Source organism: Sorangium sp. So ce281 (assembly GCF_051527395.1).
Classification (GTDB): Bacteria; Myxococcota_A; Polyangia; order Polyangiales; family Polyangiaceae; genus Sorangium; species Sorangium cellulosum_B.
The window spans coordinates 1214354-1235568 of sequence record NZ_CP150322.1 but is presented as its reverse complement, the minus strand read 5'-3'; the positions used below and the strand labels follow the sequence as shown (position 1 = coordinate 1235568).

Here is a 21215-nt window from a genome sequence, read left to right as displayed (position 1 = left end):
AGCGCGCCGCTTCACTCGGGGATCCGCGTCGCGCGCTCGCGCTCATGGTCCAGGGAGAGCAAACCTATGTCGACCGGGATGCCCCGGCCAGCCGCCCTCCGTTCGCTCGCGAAGTCCTCCGCCATCCTGGCGAGCTCACCCGATCGCCGCCGGTCGAGCCCGACGATCCGGGCGAGCGCCACGCCCATGAACATGGCCTTGAGGACCATCTGGTTGAAGTTGAGATCGGGAAAATAGGCAGCCGGGTAGGGGTTCTCGCAGGCGATCGCTTCGAAGATGGGCAGCTCGTTCGTGCGGCACGCCTCGACCGCGAGCGGAACGAAGCGCTCCGCCTCGGTCAAGAGCGGCAGTGCCCGCAAGAGCGCCTGCCGCTCCCGGCCGTCTCCCTGCTCATAACAAACACGGAGCAGCGATTCGAGCTCCGGTGCGGGCAGGCGCCTCGAAACCTGCGCCAGCATCGTTACCCGGCCGAGCTCATCCAGCGCCCGGCCATCGACCACCCCGGCGACACCGGCAGCCTCCAGGGCATCCCGCTCGTCGGGGTGAAGCCCGAGCTGCGCCCTGCCGAGCACGCGTACCGCCGCAGTGAACGTCGCGAGGAAGCGGTCGAGATCGAACCACGTCGACGACTCGCTCTCCCGCGCGTCGGGCGTGCCACCGAGACCCGCACCGATCCCGGTCGCCCGTTCGACGCGCTCCAGCCAGGAGCGCGCCGCCGGCGGAATCCGGCGCGATAGAATTCCAAACAGCAGTAGGGAAGCGTCTTGCATTGTAGCCATGCCCGCCGGTCCGGGCGCCTGCCGCAAGATGCCGACGTCGCCGAGCGGTGGAAAGTTATACCAAGGGGCGCGCTGTTCGGATAGTGTCCTACTGCATGATGGACCAGAAGCGTTTCCTTTTTCCTTTTATGCCCATCGCAGCCGCCCTTTTCGGGCTTGGCTTCACCCTGAATGGCTGCGGCGGTAGCGAGAGCGGCGCAGGCGGAGGAGGCGGGGGAGGATCCGGTCCCGGGACAACGGGCTCCGGCGGCGGCACCTCGACCGGCGCCCCCACGAGCAGCGGAAGCGGCTCCAACACCAGCGCCAGCGGCAGCACCAGCGGCAGCACCAGCGGCTCGGGCACCACCACGAGCAACGGAGCCGGCGCCGGCCCTGCGACCGGCTCCGGCTCCGGCGCCGGTGGGAGCGGGACGATCGAGTGCGACGAGCCGGGCGGGACCGTACCGCCGCTCAAGCTGACGGAAGTCGTACGTGGTCTGGATCAGCCCCTCTTCGTGACGAGCGAGCCGAAGGACGCCAGCCGGCTCTATGTGCTGGAGCAGGGTGGAACGATCCGCCTCATCAGCGACGGCGTACTGGAGAGCACTCCATTCCTTGATATTACCGACGACGTCCAGCAGGTCGAGTGGGAAGCCGACGAGCGTGGACTCTTGGGGTTTGCGTTTCACCCTGACTATGCGGCCAACGGCCGGTTCTTCCTCTACTTCAACACGACGAACAACTTGCTGGTTCTTCGAGAGTACAGGCGTTCTGAGAGCGATCCGGACCGAGCTGCCCCACAGGCGCAAAACGAGCTTCTCTCGATACGGGTGCTGCGAAAGAACCATAACGGCGGCATGCTCGCCTTCGGGCCCGACGCCATGCTCTACGTCGGCGTCGGCGATGGTGGCAGCGAAGGCGACACGCAGGACCCGGACAGGAACGGTCAGAATATCGACGTGAAATACGGAAAAATCCTGCGCATCAACGTTGACACATATCCGACTCCCCCCGCCGGAAACCTCGCCGGAGGAGACCCGGACATCTGGGACTACGGCCTCCGCAACCCATGGCGGTTCAGCTTTGATAGCTGCAATGGCGACCTGTACATCGGCGACGTGGGGGCGAAATCGGTCGAAGAGATCAACGTCGAGCCACGCGGCCAGGGGCACAAAAATTACGGATGGAGCATCTTCGAGGGGAGCGGCTGCTACCCGCCGAGCCAGACGAACTGCCAACTCGCAAATCACACACCGCCTGTCGCGGTGCACGGGCACGGCACCGGCGATGGGTCAATCACTGGAGGGTATGTGTACCGTGGCAGCAGGATCCCTGCGCTGCGTGGCACTTACATCTATGGCGATTTCTCCTCCAACCGCATTCATAGCTTCGTCTGGAAGAACGGCAGCAAGGTGGGAGAGAGGCCTCTCACGACCGATCTCGAGAGCGCGGATACGCTGCAAGCGCTTGCGTCCTTTGGAGAGGACGCCGCCGGGGAGCTCTACGTGGTTGACTATGGAGTCAACGGTAGCGGACGGCTGTTCCGCATCGATCCTGAATGATCGGGGGCGTAGCGCCAGGGTCACGCCGCCAGCGCGGAGAGGGTGGTAGCTGAGGCACTTCGGACAGAGCACATCGAGCAGAGAAACCAGGTGAGAAAGAGGACGGGATCGATGCTGAGCACACGGGGGAACACTGCTGCCTGGGGATTGCTTTTCGCGCTCGGGCTGCTGAGCCGAGGCGCTGCCGGTGGGATCGACGATCTCCAGGGGACCAAGCCAGGAGATCTGCCGAACAACGGAGATTTCTTCTCCGCCGAGGCATGCACCGGCTGCCACCGAGCCTTGCCTAATACAGATCCACCACAGTCGAAGGACTACATGCCGTCCGATACATGGGCAGGCACCATGATGGCCAATGCGTGGCGCGATCCCGTCTTCATCGCTGCCCTCACCATCGCCAACCAGGACGCGCCCGGAGTCGGCACGTTTTGCATACGCTGCCACTCCCCTATCGGCTTCGTACGCGGGCGTGCGACGCCTCCGAACGGGTCCGCGTTCGACCCCGATACGACCCTGGACGGTATCGTCGATGGCCAGGGGGTCGGGTGCGATGTGTGTCATCGAGCGACGACATCGCCCGCCCCCAACGATCCGTACATCCTGGGCAACGCGCAGCTCGTATTTGGCTACGAGATCGACCCGGAGGAGCAAAAACTGGTCAAATACGGCCCTTACGAGAACGTGATCTCTGAGCACCACGGCGGACAGAAGGCTCCCAGCCTCTCCACCTCCCGTTTTTGTGGTCAATGCCACCAGGTCACGAATCCGGAAGTGATGCTCCGGGACGCGAGCGGCGCTCCGACGGACATCGAATTTCCCCTCGATACGACCTTCGAAGAGTGGGCATCCAGCGACTTCCGCGACGGCGGGACGAATGCACAGAGCTGCGTTGACTGCCATATGCGCAAGAAGCTCGGGGAGTGGTCCGTCGCCAAATTCGGGCCTCCCCGCACCGACCCGCGGGACCACCTCATCGTCGGCGGCAACCACTGGGGCATCCAGGCCGTCATGGCGGCCGACCCGACGCTCGCGGCGGAGCGCGCTGATTCCTTCGAGCGCGCGCTCAAAGGCACCCTCGAGAGCCTCGCCTCGGCCGCCTCGGTCACCCTCGTCGACGCCCCGCAGGAGGCCGCGCCAGGAGAGGAGATCGCCGTCACCGTCCGGGTCGAGAACCTCACCGGTCACAAGTTCCCGACTGGCTATGCGGAGAGCCGGCGCGCCTGGATCGCCGTGTTCCTCGTCGACGAGAACGGCGACGAACGGCCGCTGCTCGGCGGCTACGACGCCGACACGGGCGAGATCCAGCACGAGCCGCCCACCCACGAGTACCGCGCCGTGCACGGGCGATGGGACAGCGAGGCGGGCGTGGGGGAGAAGGAGGAGCACCTCGCGCTCCACGACATGATCATCTCCGATACGCGCATCCCGCCGAAAGGGTTCGTCCCGTCGCGGACCACCCAGCCGACCCAGGAGATCGACTTCACCGATGGGAACGGCGGATACCGCAACTACGACGAGGCGCGCTTCACGCTCACCGTCCCGGCCGACGCCTCCGGCAGGCAGACGCTCTCGGCGCGCGTGTACTACCAGTCGATGACGAAGGAGTACATCGAGTTCCTGCAGTCCGAGAACCGCACGGACGGCACGGGAGACGACCTCCGGGCCATCTACGAGGAGACCGGCGAGGCGCCGCCCATCCTCGTCGCAGCCGATGACGCGGAAGCGCCGCTCGATCTCGGAGAGCCGCTCGCCAACGCCAGCAGCGGCAACGGCGCCGGCGGCAGCGGCGCAGGCGGCAACGGCGCCGGCGGCGAGAGCTCGACCGGCGGCAGCGGCAGCCGCTCCAGCGACGACGGCGGCTGCGGCTGCCGGATGCCCGGCAACGCCCCCGACGGGTGGCTCCCCGCGGGCCTCGCGGGGCTCGCCCTCGCCGCCGCCGCCAGGCGCCGGCGCACCCACCGGCGGCATTGAGCCTCGCTCCACCACGAACCGCCGCAAGCGCGCGCCGCTGCAGGGCGGACGATCCCCGAGCGGCTCCGTCCCGCCCTTCCACCTGGAGACGGCCGCTTTTTCGCTCGCATCGCCCCCCCGGCGCCTTCATAGAGTGAGCCCACCCAGCGCCTCACGGCGAGCCTCGCCTTGCCCATCTCCCGCCTCGTCGATCCCCTGCTCGTGCTCCTCGTCGCCGCGGGCGTCGGCCTCGCGCTCTCCGGCGGCGACTGGAGCTTCCGGACACGCGGGGCGAAGATCGGGCGGGCGCTCGCGTGGAGCGCGTGGCTCGCGCTGTGGCTCCTCTCCACGCCCTGGCTCTCCAGCGCGCTCGCGCGCCGGATCAGCACGGTGCCGAGGGACCTGCACGCGGAGCTCGCCGGAAGCTCACCCGAGCGGCGGGTCCTCGTCATCCTCACCGCCGGCATCGACGCCGACGAGTTCGGCGAGCCAGCCATGGAACGGCAGTCGGCGGCAGGCCTCGAGCGCGGCCTCGCCGCCGTGCGGGTCTACCGCGAGTACGGCTTCGGCCACATCATCGTCTCGGGGAAGGACGTCCGAGGCGCGCCCACCCAGCTCGCCAGCGCGATGGCCGATCTCCTCGTGGAGCTCGGCGTTCCCAGGAAGAAGATCATCCTGGAGACCGAGTCGCGCGATACCCGAGAGAACGCCCTCCACTCCACGCGGATCGCCCGCGGCCTGTCGGCCGACGCCGTCGTGGTCGTGACCAGCGCGCTCCACATGCCGCGCTCCCTCCGCATGTTCGAGCGCGCAGGGCTCGACGTCCTCCCCGCGCCGGTCAGGTTCCAGTCGCTGCCGCCCGAGGGGCCTGAGCGGCTGCTGCCGGAGTCGCTCTCCCTCAGGCGGTCGCAGCGCGCCGTTCACGAGCTCGTGGGTCTCTTGGAGCCGTAGCCCCGGCGCGCCCCGCGCTACCAGGTGACCTTCTGCGAGCCGCGGAGGTATCGCCAGAGGCCGACCACCGCCGCCGCGTTCAGGACCACGAACGTCCGCGCGAGCGCGCCGAGCTTGCCCGCAGCGCCCCCGAGCGCCGCGAGCAGGTAGAAGGCCACCTGCCCGCCGAACAGCGCGCGCGCCGCGTAGAGCGTCCACGCGGCGTCGCCGCTCATCTCGGCGCCCATCCACGCGACCGTCGACGTGATCAGCAGCGCGACGAGCGCCCAGGGGCACACGAGGCGGAGCAGCTTGTGCGAGAAGATCTCGAACCAGGACGGGTTCCTGAACGGGACGAGGAGCGCCGGGAGCAGCGAAAAGAGCTGATAATTGCCGGCCAGCGTGCGCACCTTGCGGCCGAACTCGCGCTCGTCGCCGAACGCGTCGTCGTACGCGATCGCGTCGGGAGCAAACAGGATCGAACGCCCCTCGAGGCGGAGCCGCATCGGCACCCACATGTCGTCGAGGATGACGCCCTCCGGGAGATGGCTCATGTCGGCGCGGCGGATCGCATAGATGGGACCGGTCACGCCCACCATGCTCCTGAACCGCCCTTCCTGGAGGCGGATCCAGTTCTCGTAACGCCAGTAAGCCCCCGACCCGGCCGACCCCTTCAGCACCAGGTTGCCAGAGACGCAGCCCGCGTTCGGATCGGCCAGGAGCCGCACGAGCGCGCGCAGCGCCCCGGGCACGAGCGGCTGGCGGATGTCCGTCATCAACAGCACCTCGCCCGTCGCGACCCCGAGCATCGTGTTCACGCCGATCGGCTTGCCACGACGCGCCTCGCTGACGATCACCTTCACCCGAGGATCGCGCTCGGCCAGCTGTCGCGCCACGAGCACGGTGTCGTCCGTCGAGCCGTCCGAGAAGAGAAGGACCTCCAGCTTGTCCTTCGGATAGTCGAGCGCGAGGAGGCTCTCGACCTTCGCCGAGAGATACGACGCCGCGTTGAAGACGGGTATGCACGCCGTCACCGTGGGGACGTAGTCCGGATCCTCCTTCCGCTGCGCAGGCCGGAGGCGCGCCAGGATGCCGATAACGATCGGGTACCCGAAGTAGGTGTACACGAGCACCGCGACAGCCAGAAAGGAGGCAATGACCACGCTAAACTGTAGAGCGCCGGTCGGGGGCGGTTGTCAACCGACATGGATGGCCACGCCGCGACACGGCCGTTCATGTTGCACGCGTTGCACGCGTTGCACGCGCGCCGCCCGCGATCAGTCCCGCACCTTCACGCTCCGGATGATGTCCCCATCCGCGAGCGCGGCCCACGGCCCGGCGGCGACGCCGACGGCCGCGTACTGGCCGTCGAGGTGCGGCGCGCGCGCGTGCATCACGAAGAGCTGGCTCGATCCGGTGTCGCGGCCGGCGAGCGCGACGCCGACCCGGAGCGGCTCGAACGCGACCGGCGACGTCTCGCAGCGCAGCGCCGGCCTGCCGGGCGGACCTCCGGCGCCGTCGCCGAACAGCGCGCCGAACTGGGTGACGAAGCCGGGCACCACGCGATGGACGATCTTGCCGTCGTAATAGCCGGAGCGCGCGAGATCGACGAAGCGGGTCACCGCGACCGGCGCGAGCGCAGGGTCGAGCGTCATCGTGAGCTCGCCGGCGTCCGTGTCGAAGATCAGCACCGCCGGCGCGCGCACGAGCGCGGAGGCCTCGGCCGGCACCTCGCCGACCGGCGGCGCGACGGCCGACCGCCCCGCCGCGCCCGCGTCCCCCGGCAGACCGGCGTCGCACGCGATCTTGCGGCCCCTGAGCACGCCGAGCGCCGTCCCGGCGCGCGCCCGCGTCGTGGGGTGGCTCGATCGGCAGAGCTGCTCCAGGCGAGCCTCCGCCGGCTTGAGCGCCAGCGCCCCCACCGCGTCGACGACCGCGCCGATCAGCTCCGGGTCGTCGCGCGCGCCTGGGCGGTCGAGGAGCGCGAGCAGCGCGGCCTCGATCGCCGGCGACGTGACCGCCGCGAGAGCGTCCTTCCCGTCGCTCCGCTTCCTGCGCTTCCGCTTCCCCGGCGCCTCGGACGCGCGCTGGGGCTGCCGCGCGATGACCTCCGCCGCGGCGGCGACGAGGCCCGGCTCCTCGGCGGCGAGCGCCTTCGCGAGCAGGTCGGGCGCGCCGGCGATCTCCTCGTGCGCGGCGATGAGCTCGATCGCGGCCTCCCGCGCGCGCAGATCGCCCGACGCGGCGTACGCGCGGAACGCGGCGAGCCGCGCGCCCGTGATGGCGTCGCGGCCGATCACCTCGACGACCGCCCGGGCGCCGATCGGGCCGCGCACCGGCGCGCCTGCGTCCGGCTTGCTCCCCGGCTCCGCCGGCGCCGTGACGTCACAGCCGAGCAGCAGCGGATCGCGGTAGTCCCCGCCCGCGAGGAGCCGGGCCGCGCCGCAGCGGAGCCACGCGACGCGGCGGAGGATCGCCGCGGGCGCGCTCGGCGGCGGCGGCAGGGCGGCGAGATCGCGGAGCGCCTTGCGCGCGGGGCCCGCAGATCCGAGCGCCTCGAGCGCGGTGAGCAGCACGCCGAAGTCCTCGCTCACGAGGCCCGTGAGCGCGATCGGGTCCGCGCTCGGGGCGAGCGCGGCGACCGCGTCGGCGAGGGCGCGCTGGCCGGGCAGGCCGAGCCGCTTGAGGGCGCGCGCGGCCTCGGCGCGCTCGCTCGCGGTGAACACGCCCTTCGCGGAGAGGACGCGCGCGAGCTCGGAGGCGGCCGCCTCCCCTGCCCGGCCGAGCGCGCGCACCGCGAAGAGCCGCGCGTCGGAGGCCTCCGCGAGCCGCGCGGTCGCGACGTCGCGGATGCGAGGGATGACCGTGAGCGGGACGTGCTCGAGGCGCCCGATCGGGTAGAGCGCCTCGGGGACCGGCGGGCTCGCCGCGCTCCCCGAGGCGAGGTTGAGCAGCGCGACGAGCGTCTCCTCGCGCAGCTTGAGCTTGATCGCGGCGAGATCGCCGAGCGCGTACGCCGCGTGGATCGCGCGCTCGCGCGGGCCGTCGAGCCACGCGACCAGCGTCGGCTCCGACGCCTCCGCGCCGCACCGCCCGATGGCGCGGGCGAGCGCGCCGCCCGCGTCGAGCGGCGGCGCACCCGCAGCGGCGCCTCCGCTCGGCGCCGCCGCGGACGCAGCGGCGCTCGCCGCGGACGCAGCAGCGCTCGCCGCGGACGCAGCAGCGCTCGCCGCGCCCGCGGGGCCCGGGCGGGCGTCGCGGGCGAGGGCGCGCGCGACGAGCGCCGAGACCGCCTCGGCCTCGCGCTCCTTGCACGAGAACCCGAGGCCGTAGGCGGCCCACGCGACCACCTCGTCGTCCTCGTCGGCGAGCGCCCGCGCGAGCCCAGGCCACGCCGCGTCTCCGCCGATGCGCGCGAGGGCCCGCGCGGCGGCGCGCCGCACGCCGACGTCGCGGCTCTGCTGGTCCGCGGGGCTCACCTCCAGGGCGGCGCGGCGCTGCTCGGCCGCGAGGAGGGCATCGAGCCGCCCCGCCGCCCCGGCGCTGGCGGCCGGCGCCGCCGCGGAGATCCCGGCGTCGGGCGCAGTGCCCGGCGCCGGCTGCCCGGTGCAGGCGGAGAGGGAGAAGAGCAGCGCGAGGACGAGGAGCGGAAAGGAGCGCCTTCTCGGCATGATCACGGTTCACCCTGACGAGCGGTGTCGAGCAGCCAGGCGGCGCTCTCGCTGAGGATCCGCTTGCGGCGCATCGCGCGCGCGTCGAGCCACATCGAGATCACCTCGTGACCGCGCTGCCATGCGCGCGCAACCGCCGGCTCGCCCACGCGCGACGCCGGCAGCCCGCAAGCGTCGATCCCGACGTCGTGGAAGTTCTGGAGAGCCCTGGCCATGTGCCAGGAGCAGGTGACGATCGCCGCGCGCCGCGCGCCCACGCGGCGCAGGAGGGCCGCGCTGAAGATCGCGTTCTCGTGCGTCGTCAGCGACCAGAGATCCTGCAGGATCGCGTGCGCCGGCACGCCGGCGCGCCGCAGCTCGGCGGCGAGCACGCGCGCCTCGACCTGCGCGCCCCAGCGGCGCCCGCCGCTGGCGATCACCCACGGCGCGACCCCGGCGCGGTAGGCCTCCGCGGCGCGCGCCGCGCGGCGCGCACCGGGGGCCGCCGGGCGCCCGGAGGGAAACACCCTGCAGCCGAGGACGACGATGGCGTCCGCGTGGAGCGGCATGCGCCCGACCATAGCCCATCGGCCGCGGCCTCCGCGTGCCCGCTGCGCGCGATCGTCCTGCCCTCCCGCCGCCGCCCGCGGGCCGCGCCGCCCCGATGCCTGCGCCGCCCGCAGGCCGACCTGTGGCCGCCACCTGCGCCCCCCGCCCCGCCGCCCGCGCCTCTGCCCCGCCACCTGCGCCCCCCGCCCCGCCGTCACCGCCTCCGGCCCCGCCGCCGCGCGCTCCCGCCCCCCAGCGGCAGGCCGCGCCGGCCGCCGGGCCCGCAACCTATCCCCTGACTACATTGGCGCCTTGGCCCTGCTCCCCCGGCCAGGTCTCCACGTCTGCGACCTTCCTTGCTCCCGGTGCACCAGGCGGCTTGACGCTGCCCGCGCTCGGAATCTAATAGCTCTACCTTGAAACGGGCGGGGTTCAGCGAGCGAGGCAGGATGCGGATCAAGATGTGGGGGGTTCGCGGAAGCATCCCCACGCCCGGTGCAGGCACGGTCGAAGTAGGCGGCAACACGAGCTGCTATGAGATTCGTGCCGGCGAAACGCTGGTCATCCTCGATGGCGGGACGGGGCTCCGTCTCCTCGGCCAGGAGCTGGTCAAGGAGATGCCCTTCGAAGCCTGGATGTTCTTCAGTCATGTGCACTGGGATCACATCCAGGGCTTTCCGTTCTTCACGCCCGCGTTCGTGCGCGGGAACAAGATCCATCTCTACGGTGGCCTCAACGTCTCCCGGACGCTCGAGGAGACGCTGGCCGGGCAGATGGACTACCCGAGCTTCCCGGTGCACCTCACGGAGATGGGCGCGGCGATGACCTTCCGCGACCTCTACGAGGGCGAGGTGGTCACGATCGGCCCGAACGACGATGTGCGTGTGACCAACGCGCGCGGCAACCACCCGAACGGCGTGTACGCGTACCGCGTCGAGCACGAGGGCAAGGTGGTCGTGTACATCACCGACTCCGAGCACTACGCGATCGTGGATCCGAAGCTGAAGAAGCTCGCGATGGGCGCCGACGTGCTGATCTTCGACGCCATGTACACGCCCGAAGAGTACGCGGGCGAGGTCGGCGGCGGTCCGAAGACGGGCTGGGGTCACGCCACGTTCGTCGCGGGCTGCGAGCTCGCGAAGGCGGCGGGCGCCAAGCAGCTCGTCCTGCACCACCACGATCCCAACCAGACCGACGCGATGGTGCGCGAGAAGGAGATGCGCGCCCGCGAGCTCTTCCCGAACACCATCGCCGCGCGCGAAGGCACGGTCATCGAGATCTAGCGCGACGCCTCGCCAGGCGCGCAGCGCGCCCCGATCGCCGCCCGTCGCCGCCGACGCCGGGCGACAGCGCGCCGTCCCCAGCAGCACCACCGCGGCGCTCTCCCCCCACCGCACGCATCCGCAGCGCAGCACCACCGCGGCGCTCTCCCCCATCGCACGCATCCGCAGCGTCGGCGCGGGGCTCTCCCGCACAGGAGACGGGCCCAGATCGGCGTTTTCGGCGCGGAGGCGCACTCCGGTGCGCTGAGCACCGAAAACGTCGAGATGGGCCCGTATCCGAAGCGGGAGAGCCCCGCGCCTAGGCGCTCTTTGCCATCGGCTCGCGGGTGATCTCCTCGAGGCGCGCGCGCATCCGCTTCTTGGCGCGCTCCTCGATCTGCCGCACGCGCTCCTTGCTGACGCCGAAGTCGGCGCCGAGCTGCTCGAGCGTCACGGGGCTGTCCGTCAGCCAGCGCTGGTTCATGATGGAGCGCTCGCGGGGCGACAGCTCGTTCACGACCTGGAGCAGCGCGCGCGAGAGCTGCGCGCGCTCGTCGGCGTCGCAGGCCTCGTCCTCCGGCGTGTGCGCGCCCGACGCGAGCCGCTCCACCGGAGCCACGCCGTCCTCGGTCGGAGAGCGCTCCAGGCTGACGTCGCGCGCCATGAGCAGCGGCAGCAGCTCGGCCGCCCGCTCCTCCGACAGGCCGCTCAGCTCCGCGAGCACCGCCGGGTCCTTCTCGTGCGTCTTACGGTAGATGCGCAGCGCGCGCCGCTCGCTCTTCGACGACCCGAGGCGCACGATCCGGTACCCCCGCGCCACGTGCTCGCGGATCTCCGCCCGGATCCAGTAGGCCGCGTAGGTCGCCAGGCGGCAGCCGCGGTCCGGATCGAAGCGCTCGGCGGCCTTCAGGAGGCCGATGTTCCCCTCCTGCACGATGTCCTCCATCGGCAGCCCCCAGCGGCGGTACTCGAGAGCGATCGTCATCACGAACGGCAGGCACGCCTCGATGAGGCGCCGGCCGGCGTCCCGGTCACCTGCTCGCCAGCGGAGCGCGAGCTCCCGCTCGGCGTCCGGGCTCAGGGTGGCGTAGTTCGCGAGCTCTGTACGATAAGCCGAGAATGCCGCACGATCCCAGGTGGCGCTCATGATCTCTCCGCTCTTCTCCCACCGCGCGCGCCGATCAAGCAGGGCTGGTTGGCGAGCCCCTACGAGCCGGCGGGCGGCACTGGCGCAGATGCAGGCGGGATGCCGGGATAACCCCTAGGAAATCGCCTTTTTTTGCGCTGGAATGCGCAACGTGTTCGGATCCCTCGACCGAAGCGAAAGCTTTGCGGGAAAGCGGAGGAGCACGAATGCGCAGCGCTGAGCCCAGATCCACAGCGCACGAGCGGCGAACGAGGCGGACGACGTGCGCGCCGAGGCCCCAGGCCGCGGGCGACGGCGCCGCCCGCGCGGCGCGCGCGCTCGCTCTCCGCGCGGACGCCGCCGCGGTCGCCCCTGCCCCCGCGCGCCGCATCGTGATATCCGGGGAGCAGTGAGGACGCGCGTCGCGGGCTCCGTCGCGTGCATCGCCGCAAGCCTGGCGACGCTCGCCTTGCTCTCGCGCGAGGCGGAGATCCCCCTCGCGAGGGCGCGGCGCGGGATCGCGCGGCCCTTGCTCCACACCGTCGCGCCGGACGACGAGGAGATCGACGGCGTCGGCTGCGACCCGAACGCCCTCGACCGCGGCATCGCGGTGCCGACCGGGGCGCCGACGTCGCTCGGCTGCGAGCAGGCCCGCGCCATCGTGGCCCAGGCCCGCACCACGCTGGCCGCTCCGCCGCTCCGCGTCGATCCCGCAAAGTTTGCCGAAGCGACCTCCGACTGGCTGGACCCGCACGGGCTGTGGTCGGTCGCCCCCGACACGCCCGTGGGCGCCTCGCTGCGGCGGGAAGCCGTCGCGCTCCTGGACGAGCTGCAGGCGCCCGTGGGCAGCGGGCCGTGCGCGGCGGCGCTGCGCGTCGGGCAGGAGCTCGCCCGGTGGTCGCGCGAGCTCGAGGGGCTCTTCGATGACGGCTACCGGCGCGGCCTGGCCAGCCCGCCCGCGACCCACGCCGCGGCGTGGGAGCTGGTGTCGTCGGCGCCGTTCGAGGACGGCGAGGTGACGCGCAGCGCCCGGGACCTCGCGCGCAAGCTCGGCCGGGAGGTCGGCGGGCTGCGCGCGCATGTCGGGGAGCCGCTCGCCCGGTACGCCGACGCCGTGCGCGAGCGGGCTGCGCCCTCGATGAGCGAGGACGGCTGGGCGCGCACGGTGATCGCCGCCGCGGTGCGCGCCTATGTGCCTCAGCTGGACGCGCACGGCGCCTGGGCGCCGCTCGCGGAGGAGGTCTCCATCTACGATCTCGACCTCGAGGCGCACCCGCCGGCCCGGCTCTGGCAAGAGATGACGCGCACCGCGATCGGGGTGCGCATCGACCGCGGCGCGCTCGCGCCGCTCGAGGACGGGGACGTGGTGATCCGGATCCAGGATCTGCCGATCTCCGGCATGAGCGTCGAGCAGGCCGAGCAGCTCGCCGTGCTGTCCGACGTGCCCCCCGGGACGACCGCTCGCGTGGCGCTGCTGCGGCGCGGGGTCGCGGCGCCCCTCGAGGTGATCGTGGCGCCGCACCCGGTCGGACCGCAGCCGGCCGAGGCGGCGCCCTCGGAGCTGCCGCTCGATCTGGTGCGCTACGGGGACGGCAAGATCGCGGTGATCGCCATCCCCGACGTGCCCGACGACCTCGGGGATCGGGTCGCGGCGGCGCTCCTCCGCGCACGCGCGGAGGGCGACACGCGGGGCGTGATGCTGGACGTGCGCGCGAACGGCGGCGGCTCGACCGACGGCGCGATCGCCGCGCTAGGACTGTTCCTGCCGGGCGTACCGCTGTTCCCGATGCGGCGCCGCGACGGCGGCGTCGAGGTGGAGCGCTCGCCCGACGTCCCGGAGGAGCGCGGGTGGAGCGGGCCGCTCGCGGTGCTCGTCGACGGCGACTCCGCGAGCGCGGCGGAGATGATCGCCGGCGCGATCGCCAGCTACCGCCGCGGCGTGATCATCGGCGATCGGACGTACGGCAAGGGGTGCGCTCAGGAATACCTCGACGACGACGCCCACGTCGGCGTGCTGCGGCTCACGACGCTCCTCTACGCGCTCCCCGACGGCGCGCCGGTGCAGAAGGTGGGCATCGTGCCGCAGGTGCAGCTGTCGCTGCCGGCGACGAGCGAGCGAGAGGCGCGCGTGCACCGGGCGCTCGGCCCGTGGCGAGGCCCCGACGTGCGCGATCTGCACCGCGTGCGCGACGTGCCCTGGCCGGCGCACGCAGGGCGGATAGGGCCCTGCCGCGACGAGACGGTCTGCCGCGCGCTGCGGTCGCTCGGCGCGGTGCGCGCGGCAGCTCGCTGACGCGCGTCAGCGCTTCCAGAACTTGCCGAGGAGGCCGCCCGCGGGCGTCGGATCGCTCGTCGTGCGGCTCCGCATCTCCTGCAAGCGGACCTCGCGGATGGCGTCGAGGTTCTTCGGGTTGAGCTCTGCCGCCAGGCGGAAATCGCCGATCGCCTTGTCGATCCTCCCCGAGCGCTTGAGGAGCATGCCGCGGTAGAAGAGCGCCCGCTCGTAGCGAGGCTCCTTCTCCAGGACGGCATCCAGCGTCTGGATCAGATCGTCGTAGTGCGCGCTCGTGGCCCCCTCCGCGAGCACGGGCGGATCGCCGCGCCGCTGCGCCTGGATCCAGACGAGCAACGTCATGTACTCGGGCTGCTCCGGATCGGCGTTCAGCGCGCGCCGCGCGCGGGCCTCGGCGCCCGCGAGGTCGTTCTTCTTGAGCAGGATCTCGGCCTTCTGGAACTCGAGCGCGGCGTCGACGGCGCGGGCGATCCGCTGCTCGTCCTCGGCGGGGGGCGGGGCCTCCTTCGGCGCGCTCTGGTACTCGGCGCGCCGCTTCGGATCGCTCAGCGTCTGGTAGGCCTCGCTGATGCGGGCGAACACGCGCGCGACGAGCGGCTTGACGTCCTGGAGCTCCGCGGGCGTCCGGTCGGGGTGCCACCGCTTGGCGAGCGCGAAATAGGCGCTCTGCACGCGCTCCGGAGGGGCGTCCTCCGCGACGCCGAGCATCTCGAAGAAGCTCTCGCCGTCGATCGACGCGGCGCGCGCCTCGATCTCCGCGCGGCGCGCGGAGAGCTCGGGGTTCGGCGCGGCGCGCGGCAGCGGCGGGAGATCGGGCGCGAGCGCCGCCGGTCCCTGCGGCTTCGCCGGCTCCGCGGCGCGCGCCGGCGGCACAGGCGGCGGCGCCTCGGCGCGCCCCGCCCCTCGCGCGGCCCTGCTGCCCTCCAGGCCGACCGCCGCCATCTTGACGGTGGGCGCCTGCTGGGGCGGCGGCGGAACGCGGGCGCCGGCGAAGGTCGGCGCGGGAGGCGGCCTCAGCGCCTTGGGATCCACGCCGCGGTAACCGCCGCCCGGATCGCCGCCGAACGCGCGCGTGTCGAAGGGCGCCACCGGGCTCGGGGCCGGCGCGCCGCTCCACGATGCCGCCTCCGGCGCCGCGGCCGGGGGTGGCGCCGTGGAGCGGCGCGGGGCGACCGGGACCCCAGCGCGCCTGCTGGACGGCGCGGCGACGTCGTCGGGCTGCCGGTGCGCTGCGCGGCCTTCGGCCTCGCCGCGCGCCGGGCGTGGACCGGGCATCGTCGAGCCCGCGGTGGGGCGCGGCGAGCGCGCCGCCGCGCCGGAGGGCTCGCGCTGGGGCGCTGGCCTCGCCTCGGCCGGGGGCGCGCCAGCGGCCCGCTCCCGGCCGGGTCCGGCGGGACCGCCGACCCCGACGGGGCGCCGGCCCGTCGCGCCGAGATCGAGGTGCCGCGTGATCGCGAGCGCATAGATCATCAGCCGCACGACGCGCTCCTGCGCGACGCCGGCGCCGAGCAGCTCGGCCAGCGTCATGCGCCGCATCCGCAGGAGATCCACGATGGCCGCCTCGTCGCGATGGAGCTGGAACCGCTTCAACTCGGCCTCGACGTGGAGCCCGAGCTGCCGGTTCTGGATCCGGTCCAGGGTCGTGTCGATCAGCGGATCGTCGGCGTGGAGCCGCACGCCCGCCATGATCACCGCGAGGGGCTCGCACCCGATGAGCTCCGGACCGCCGTAGGACGACAGCAGGTTCTGGGCGTCGTAGTAGGCGTAACGCGTCGCGGGCGGGAGATCGTAGAGCGCGACCAGCTTGCGCGCGAGCTGCTCGCGCAGCACGCCGAACACCGTCTCCCTGTCGAGCAGGCCCCGGGAGACGAGCAGCCGGCCATGCAGCACCCGTCGCTTGGTGATGTCCCGGAGCGTCTCCCGGAGCGTCGCCTCGTCGAGGAGGCCGAGATCGAGGATCACCCGATCGAGCGGGGCGATGATCGACCCCGTCCAGATCTTGGCGGGCACGCCGTCGCTGAAGAAGATGCCGTGGCGGACGCCGTCGGGGTCGATGAAGCACGTCGTGCCGGTGAGGCGCCGGTCGAGCATGTACACGAGCAGGTGGACGAGCGGCGTGCGCGCGAGCGTGCCCTCCGCGGTCGGCGGGTCGCCCGGCAACGACAGCACGGCGATCGGACCGGCCATCGCCGACGGAGGCAGATCGGACACGGGGTTGCGCTCGCGCCGCTGCGGCGGATCTCCCCAGCCGCGGGCGCGCACCGACGGCGGCCGCGCGCTCTCCTCGGGGACCTCGTCCGGATCGCTGTCTGTCTGCACCGACCACGACTCCTCTCCATGAGCGCCCGGGGCGGGCGAGGTTGGGGCCGCCACCGCGGCGGGCTCCAGATGCGGTGGATCGGGCCAGCGCGCCGTCGTGCGCCCTGACCGCAAGGGCGGAGATTGCCTGCCGGACGGCGCAGGCGGCAGATCCGCGAGCATCCTGGCGTCCGCGCCGTCGTCGGGCAGCCCCCCGAATGTGGCCTCGGGCGGCGAGGCGGGCCCGCGGGCGGCGTCGCTGGCCCGCGGCTGCGTCTTCCGGCTCGCCGGCGCGTTGGTCATGGGCAGCGTGGGCGACGAGGGCCGCGTGATCTGCTGCTGCTGCGGCGGCATGCGCAGGTTGCCGAGCGGCGACGCCGGCGCGTTGCGGATCGGCGGCGGCTCCGCCGCGAGCACCGGCGAGCGGAGCGACACCTGCGGCGCCTCCTGGATCGCCGCGTGGGCGCGCATCGACGCGGCGGCGGGGTCGTCGCTCGTCGCGACGATCCGGCGGATGTGCCGCGGCGGCTCGCCCTGGCGAGGCCGCTCGGCGAGATCGACCTCGAGCGCGCGCGGGATGGGGCCGCCGGCGGCGTCGAGGACCAGCCGGACGCGCGGCTGGGAGTACCGGGCCGGGTGCGCCGGCGTCTGCACGACGAGCGCGACCTCCCCGGTCGAGAGCTCCACGAGCGTGCCGGTCGGAAAGATGCCGAGCGCGCCGACGAGCAGCCGCAGCACCGCGCGGTCCGACGGATCGGCCGCCTCCTGCTCGAGCTTGGCGATGGCCTCGTCGGCGGAGAGCGGCGCCTCGCCCGGGGCCGCCGTCAGGAGGTCGTTGAAGGCGCGGGCTGTCGCGAGGATCCGCGCCTGGAGCGTCGGCTGGCGGAGGCCGCGGTAGACCGGGCCGAGCGCCGGCTGGCGGCGCACCCAGTGCGCCTCGTAGGCCACGACGGTGCGCATCACGCTGGGCTCGTTGACGAGGCCGAGCGCGGTCAGCACGACCGCCGTGCCCGCCGGGACGTCCGCCTCCTGCTGCTCGCTCAGCTGCGGGACGAGCCCGCCCGAGCCGCTCGTCGCGGCGCCCGTGAGGCGCGGCCGGGCGATGTCGAAGAGCAGCGCCGCCATCGAGAGCCGCTGGAGAAGGACGACGTCGCTCGTGATCTGCCGCGCCATCGCGAGGCTCAGGATCGCGGTGTTCACGGCGCGCCCGGCGTCATCGTAGTTCTGGTTGCGCAGCGCTGTGACGCCCAGGAAGGCCGGCGTCTCGTTCGCGGAGAGGTCGACGAGGCGCTGCGTGATGCGCTTGACGCCCTGCCGCAGCGTGTACCGGCCGTGCCGCAGGTCGTCGTAGAACCGGCGGATGATCACGATCGCCGTCGCGTAGGTGCGCACGATCGCGGAGGTCTCGTCGCCCTCGCGATCGATCGCCACCTCGCGGCGGAGCACGGCCTCGTCCACGGCGCGCAGGCGGATGCGCGGCGCCGGGCGGTCGGCGAGCGCCGGCCTGCTGCTGCGGAGGGCCTCGGCGAGCGCGGAGGCGAGGGCGTAGAGATCGCTCGCGCGGACGTCCTTGGCGACGCCGATCTCGGAGTAGCCGCAGCGGCTCAGGACGTCGCCGAGCTCGAGCGCGCCCTCGTAGACGGCGCGGTTCGCCTTGAGGAGCTGCCCGGAGACGAACACCGAGCCGCGGGTGAACAGGATCGAGACGTTGTGACCGGAGCGCTGGCCGAAGTCCTGGACGAGCGAGACCGTCTCCTCGACCTGCCGCACCATGGCCTGGTTGTCGATCGCGTGCAGCGTCGAGAGCTTCACCAGCCGGAAGAGGGCCTGCACGACGCTGGCGGCGAGATCGCGCGCCTGCTCGCGGCGGATGTTCTCCGACACGTTCTGGCTGATGACGTCGACCTGGGGCGCCGTCACGGGACCTCCCCGGCGGTCGAGATCCGCTTGCCGAGGCGCGCGGCGATGGCCTCGGCGGCGGCGCCCGCGGCGTCGCGCAGCGCCTGGCTGTTCCAGGGCCGCCGCTTCGTGGCCGCGAGCGCGGCGTCGAGCGCCTCCTGCGAGCGCGCCTCGCGGCCGAGCAGCTCCGCCGAGAGGCAGCGGGTCTGCTCGGCCGCGTCGTCGGCGAGGAGGCCGTGCCGCTGGAGCAGCTCGACGGCGACCGACTCGCCGCGCGCCGGGTTGAGCGTGTAGAGCGCGCCGAGGAACTCGCGCCGCTCGTCGAGCGTGAGCTGGTGGAACGAGCTGTCCTGCACGCGGCGGACGAGCAGCGGGCCGGCCGCGCGGACCTGGTGGTGCGCCAGCGTGCGGAGCGCCGCGACGCGCACGTCGGGCGGCGCCGACTCGGCGAGCGAGAGCAGCTCGTCCCGGATCTGCTCGGGGCTCGTCGCGAGGTGCGCGATCGCCTCGCAGCGGAGCGCCGCGTTCGCGCACCCGGAGAGCCGCTTCAGCGCGCCCAGGGCGCCCTGCGTCCGCGACGCGGCGAACATCTTGAGGATCGGGCGGGCCACGTCGAGATCCAGCGTCATGAGCGCGTCCACGACCCCCTCCTCGTGCCCGGGCAGCGTCCGCTCGACGTGGACGAGCAGCGCGCGGCGCAGCGCCTCGTGGCCGGTGTGCCCCACGACTTCCATCGCGACGGGCAGGGTCTCGCTGCCGAGCTTGTGCAGGATGGGCGCGAGCCGCTGCGCGACCAGATCGAGGTCCACGGGGGCGGGCTGCGCCGCGCCGCCGGGGGCGGCCGTCATGACGACGCGCGTCGCCTCGCGGAGGAGCAGCCGCATCGTGTCGGGCGGGAACATCCCCCGGGCGAGCTCCGTCGCGAGCGCGCCCCCCTGCTGCCTGGGCGCGAGCGCGTCGAGGGCCTTCTCGATGGCGTCGTGCATCCCGAAGAGCACCTCGAAGCGGCGCGCGAGGATGAGATCGCGCGCCGAGGCGGCCATCGGCTCGGTCACCAGCTCGACGTCCTTGTACCGCCTGGTGTTCAGGAAGGCGTCAGCCACGACCTCGACGAAGCGCTCGCTCCAGCGGTCCGGGCTCATGACCAGCTGCGTGCCGAGCGCGCGCTGGGCGACCGGGTCGAGCGCGAGCGCGCTCGCGGCGCGGCGCGCGGCCCGCAGCGCGGCGGCGTCGGTGTCGATGACCATCGCGGCCGCCTCGGCGCGGTTCGCCCTCTCCTCGGCGGCGCGCCGGGCCATGCCCTCGAGGTCGTCGGCCTCGTGCCAGAACTGCTCGCGATCGGCCGCGTCCCCCTCGACGAAGACGCTCACCACGTCGTAGCGCACGTGCTCGAGGCGGCGCTCCCACAGGGCGGCCGCGACGTCGTCCTCGGGGGCGAGGTCGCGCAGTGGATCGAGCAGCAGCACCTCGCAGAGGGCGCGCAGCTCGTCCTCCGTGATGCCAGGGAGCAGCTGGACGCGCCGCACGCCGGCCGCGAAGAGGTTGTACGGGACGAGGTCGAGCGGGTGCGACGGCTCCCACACCGTCCGCCGGCGATGCTCGAAGGCGTACGGCGTCAGCGTCCAGTGGACGAGGCCCCCGTCCGCGCGCAGCGCCTCCACGATCGCCTGGAAGGTCGCGCGGAGCTTGTTGTCCGCGTCCGGGTGGGTCCAGCCGTAGTGACGCACCGCCGGGAGCAGCCGCTCCATGCGGCGGAACACCTCGGTGAGCCGCGTGACCGCGGGGTCGTCCGGCTCCGCCTCGCCCGGCTCGTCGTGAGGCGCGGGCTCCTCCGCCGCCCGCATCCCGACGGCCGTGGGCGAGTCGTCCGGCGGGGGGCGCCTCGTGCTGTGCGGCGAGGAGCGGCGGGGCACGGACGCGCCGGCCTCCTCGAGGACGCGCAGCGCCTCCTGGCGCATCTGCGCGGCCGACTCGAAGCGGTTGCGCTTGTCCCAGGCGAGCGCCTTGTCGACGAGGCCGATGACCGAGGCGGGCAGCTCGGGCGCGATCCGCGCGAGCGACGGCGCCGGCGTCGTCGCCGCGAGGATGAACGCCTCGTTGTCCGAGCGCCCCTGGTGGAGGCGCTGCCCGCTGAGCACGGCGTACAGGGTCGCGCCGATCGAGAAGAGATCCGCCCGCCCGTCGACCCCCTCGGTCAGCCCCATCGCCTGCTCGGGCGCCATGAACGAGGGGGTCCCGAGCGCCGTGCCCGCCTTGGTCTTGTCGCCGGGCGCGCCGCGCATCCTCGCCACGCCGAAGTCGAGCAGCTTCACCACGTTGTCCTTCGTGATGAAGATGTTCGCGGGCTTCAGGTCGCGGTGGACGATGCCCTCCGCGTGGAAGCTCTCGAGCGTGAGGAGCACCTCCCCCGCGATCCAGAGCGCCTCGGCGACGGGGAGCTTCCGGCTCCTGCGCTTCCAGAGCTGCTGGACGGTCTCCCCGTCGAGCAGCTCCATCACGAGGAACGGCTCGTCCTGCTCGGTGATGTCGTCGTCGAGGATCGCGACCCGGCCGGGGTGATCGATCTTGTTGGCGACGTAGCCCTCGCGCAGGAACCGCTCGCGGATGCCGACGTCGCGCGCGAACTCGGCGTGCAGGATCTTCAGCGCGGCGCGCGAGCCGTTCCGGTGGTGGGTGGCGGCGTACACGGAGGCCATGCCGCCCACGCCGAGGAGCGAGTCGATCCGCCACTTGTTCTTGACGGTCATCCCGAGGCGGGCGCGCGCCCGCTGCTTCTCGTCCGGCGCGTCCGTGACTTCCGAGGGCGGAGGGATGACGGACTCGGGGAGGACGCCACGTGAAGTCATTCGGCCACCGGAAGGCGGGAAATCGTATCACCTCCCCGCCCGCACCAGGTTCCGGATTTCACGCGGGAGGGCGGCCGGCCTTACGGTCCCTC

Annotated in this window: 12 protein-coding genes; 5 read left to right on the top strand and 7 right to left on the bottom strand. The window is 72.8% G+C overall.

The window, feature by feature from the left end; translation table 11 throughout:
• Positions 1 to 11 precede the first annotated feature (11 nt).
• Complete coding sequence (locus WMF27_RS04570) at positions 12 to 770, bottom strand: EboA domain-containing protein (RefSeq protein WP_437761476.1); 759 nt, start codon at positions 768 to 770, stop codon at positions 12 to 14.
• Positions 771 to 874: 104 nt separating this feature from the next.
• Here WMF27_RS04570 and WMF27_RS04565 point away from each other — a divergent pair, with 104 nt between their 5' ends.
• From WMF27_RS04565 to WMF27_RS04555, 3 genes are all read left to right on the top strand, one after another.
• A complete protein-coding gene (locus WMF27_RS04565) occupies positions 875 to 2320 on the top strand; it encodes a PQQ-dependent sugar dehydrogenase (RefSeq protein ID WP_437761477.1) in 1446 nt (481 codons plus the stop codon).
• A 111-nt stretch (positions 2321 to 2431) separates the two neighbouring features.
• The gene (locus WMF27_RS04560) at positions 2432 to 4291 is read left to right on the top strand and encodes an MYXO-CTERM sorting domain-containing protein (protein WP_437943872.1); all 1860 of its coding nucleotides are present in this window, start codon (positions 2432 to 2434) and stop codon (positions 4289 to 4291) included.
• A 168-nt stretch (positions 4292 to 4459) separates the two neighbouring features.
• Positions 4460 to 5221: a YdcF family protein gene (locus WMF27_RS04555; RefSeq protein ID WP_437761479.1), complete on the top strand. Its 762-nt coding sequence runs from the start codon at positions 4460 to 4462 to the stop codon at positions 5219 to 5221.
• A gap of 17 nt (positions 5222 to 5238) precedes the next feature.
• Here WMF27_RS04555 and WMF27_RS04550 read toward each other — a convergent pair whose 3' ends face one another.
• From WMF27_RS04550 to WMF27_RS04540, 3 genes are all read right to left on the bottom strand, one after another.
• The gene (locus tag WMF27_RS04550; protein WP_437943871.1) at positions 5239 to 6363 is read right to left on the bottom strand and encodes a glycosyltransferase family 2 protein; all 1125 of its coding nucleotides are present in this window, start codon (positions 6361 to 6363) and stop codon (positions 5239 to 5241) included.
• Between the two features lie 114 nt (positions 6364 to 6477).
• Positions 6478 to 8871: a peptidylprolyl isomerase gene (locus WMF27_RS04545; protein WP_437943870.1), complete on the bottom strand. Its 2394-nt coding sequence runs from the start codon at positions 8869 to 8871 to the stop codon at positions 6478 to 6480.
• Between the two features lie 2 nt (positions 8872 to 8873).
• A complete protein-coding gene (locus WMF27_RS04540; RefSeq protein ID WP_437943869.1) occupies positions 8874 to 9419 on the bottom strand; it encodes a YdcF family protein in 546 nt (181 codons plus the stop codon).
• A 429-nt stretch (positions 9420 to 9848) separates the two neighbouring features.
• Here WMF27_RS04540 and WMF27_RS04535 point away from each other — a divergent pair, with 429 nt between their 5' ends.
• Positions 9849 to 10682, top strand: coding sequence for an MBL fold metallo-hydrolase (locus tag WMF27_RS04535; protein ID WP_020733205.1), 834 nt, complete (start codon positions 9849 to 9851; stop codon positions 10680 to 10682).
• Positions 10683 to 10980: 298 nt separating this feature from the next.
• Here WMF27_RS04535 and WMF27_RS04530 read toward each other — a convergent pair whose 3' ends face one another.
• Positions 10981 to 11808, bottom strand: coding sequence for a sigma-70 family RNA polymerase sigma factor (locus WMF27_RS04530; protein ID WP_437761483.1), 828 nt, complete (start codon positions 11806 to 11808; stop codon positions 10981 to 10983).
• Positions 11809 to 12196: 388 nt separating this feature from the next.
• Between WMF27_RS04530 and WMF27_RS04525 the strand changes: the two genes are divergently transcribed.
• Positions 12197 to 14080 carry a S41 family peptidase gene (locus WMF27_RS04525; RefSeq protein WP_437943868.1) on the top strand — a complete coding sequence of 628 codons (1884 nt, stop codon included), beginning with the start codon at positions 12197 to 12199 and terminating at the stop codon, positions 14078 to 14080.
• Between the two features lie 6 nt (positions 14081 to 14086).
• Here WMF27_RS04525 and WMF27_RS04520 read toward each other — a convergent pair whose 3' ends face one another.
• A complete protein-coding gene (locus WMF27_RS04520) occupies positions 14087 to 18298 on the bottom strand; it encodes a DnaJ domain-containing protein (protein ID WP_437943867.1) in 4212 nt (1403 codons plus the stop codon).
• On the bottom strand, positions 18295 to 21123 hold the full coding sequence (locus tag WMF27_RS04515) for a protein kinase domain-containing protein (protein WP_437761486.1): 2829 nt from the start codon (positions 21121 to 21123) through the stop codon (positions 18295 to 18297). Before WMF27_RS04515 ends, WMF27_RS04520 begins: the two co-directional genes overlap by 4 nt.
• Positions 21124 to 21215 lie beyond the last annotated feature (92 nt).